The following is a 2,292-nucleotide window of genomic DNA, read 5'->3' on the forward strand; positions in this document are numbered from 1 at the left end:
GGCCCCCAAGACCAGCGCAGCCGCCCCCGCAACCAGTACCAAGGCCCCGGCTGCCAGCGCGCCCGCGCCCGCAGCAGCCAAGGGAGGTAACGACGACGACTGGGAGAGCTTCTGAGCTGGGAGAGCTTCTGAGCGGGGCACACTGCCCGAGCCCATGGGGTGTGATTAAAAAAAGCCCCTGGCGATTGTCTATCAAGCGCTAATAGCTATCAAAAACAAAGCACGCTGCGGATTTTCCTCAGCGTGCTTTTTGTTGGTTTGGGTGGGGCTTGCGACCGCGCCCCGTCCAAGGCGCTTACCGATGGGGGTCTGGATACACCAGGTGCAAGCCCGGAATCCTGGGGCGTTGAAAGGGCTGCCAATCCACGTCAGGGCCGTGCGGTTGCCCCAGGCGGTCGGCCACGGCCCACCAGGCGCTGGGGTTCAGGCCAATGCCAAAGTGGCTGGCCACCACTTCGATGTTTTCGGTGTGCGGGTTGTGCGCCGCCGGCGCCTGGATGCTGCCGCGCCAGGCCACCACGCCATCGCTGCGCGAGTAGATGCTGGTGGTGGGCACCGGGGGCGCCTCGGGCAGGTTGTAGTTTTCAGTCTCGCGCTCGATGCTGCGGCCACTGGCGAGCTGGTAGATGCGCCACGCGTTGGTGGAGGTGTGGTGCCCCGCAAACGGCGTGCCCAGCGTGATCACGCAGCGCACCCGATCGGGCATTTCCTTGGCCAGTTCGCGCGCATAGACGCCGCCCAGGCTCCAGCCCACCAGGCTCACCTTGCCGCCGCTCGTGTCATACGCCTCCTGCAGCTGGCGCTTGGCGTTTTCCAGCACTCCATCCTTGGGGCCGAGGTTCAGGCCCTGGCCCCAGCCCAGGGTGTCGTAGTTGCGCGACTCCAGGTAGCGGCGCAGCGGAACGGTGGTGGCATCCCCTGCCGTGAGGCCCGGAAACACGATCACCGTGTGGCCGTCGCCGCGTGGGGCGCGCTGCAGCACAGGCCAGGCGGGCAACACCGCGCCAAACTCCCACGGGGCCCGCAGCTCGAGTGCCAGCAGCGGCAGGCCGGGAGCCGGGATGTGGTTGGGGTCGGTTTCTTTGTTGCTGAAAAAGGGCATCGGGTCGTCAATCAAAAGCAAAGGCGCGCACGGGCGGTGGGGCCGCCATGGAAGGTAGCATTTTTTTGGCTGTGCATTGGGGGGTGGACTGGAGCTAGCTCTCCAATCCCAAGGTTGGGGGGCTGGGCTCTGGCGGGGTTGGTGTCGCCAACTTGACAGCTGCGTGTGCAGTGGCTGGCCCGCAAATGCCTGGGCGAGAGCATGCCGGTCTTGACGAAGATCAAGACGCAGCCCTGCTGCGGCGAAATAGGTCTGGTGACAAAGGCCCCCCACGGATAAGGTGTCGGCAGCCAGAGAAAACATCCATTCAGAGGAGAAGCAGGATGAACCAGCTGAGGATTTCAACCCGACTTGCCGTAGCGTTTGCCGTCATGGTGCTTTTGCTCATCGCGCTGGGTGCGGTCAGCCTGATCCGGTCTGCGAACCAGCGCACGGAGCTCAAGGACGTCATTGACGTGCGCATCCCGATCACCAGAGCACTGGGAACCCTTACCGACCGGGTGAATGTGCAAGCCATCCAGGTGCGCAATCTGGCGATTTTCACGACCGAGGCGGTGGTCAAATCGTCGATGGACCAGATTACCGCGTCCAGGGCGGAAGTGGACGCGCAGTACAAAACGCTGGATTCGCTGATCACCTCCGCCAATGGCAAGGAACTCCTTGCCCGCATGCAGCAGCGGCGGGCGGAGTTTGCAAAAATCGGCGTGCAGTACCTGGGCATGATCCAGCAAGGGCAGAAGGACGAAGCCATCAAGCTGCTCGAAGAGCAATACCGCCCCGCACAGCGGGCCTACCAGGCCGCCATCCACGAGCAGGTTGAATATCAGGCCCAGGTCACCGCAAAAGCGGGTGAACGGGCAGAAGCCGCAGCTACTGCGTTGCAACGGGATGTGTTGATTGCGGGGGCACTCGCGATTGCCATTGCCCTCTTTCTCGCCGTCACCATCATCCGGTCCATCACCCGCCCCCTTGCACGGGCGGTGGAGGCTGCTGACCGTGTGGCCGGCGGTGATCTCAGCGGCCAGATCACCGTTCAGTCCCAAGACGAAACCGGCCACCTGCTCAGCGCCCTGCAGCGCATGCAGCAAAGCCTGGTGAACACCGTGGCCGCGGTGCGCAGCAACGCCGAAGGTGTTGCATCGGCGAGCTCGCAGATTGCGTCGGGCAACAACGACCTGTCGGCGCGCACC

2 protein-coding genes are annotated in these 2,292 nt (G+C 64.0%); one reads left to right on the forward strand and one right to left on the reverse strand.

Features of this window, described 5'->3' with window-relative positions; genetic code table 11:
• Window positions 1–295: 295 nt before the first annotated feature.
• Entirely contained in the window at window positions 296–1,102 is an 807-nt protein-coding gene (locus ASE52_RS08135) for an alpha/beta hydrolase (protein ID WP_057225320.1), read from the reverse strand.
• Window positions 1,103–1,425: 323 nt separating this feature from the next.
• On the opposite strand from ASE52_RS08135, the gene ASE52_RS08140 reads away from it, so the two are divergent.
• Window positions 1,426–2,292 (forward strand): MCP four helix bundle domain-containing protein (locus ASE52_RS08140; RefSeq protein WP_140426196.1); only part of this gene is annotated, 867 nt, incomplete at its 3' end.

This window comes from Acidovorax sp. Root275 (assembly GCF_001428965.1).
GTDB lineage: Bacteria > Pseudomonadota > Gammaproteobacteria > Burkholderiales > Burkholderiaceae_C > Acidovorax > Acidovorax radicis.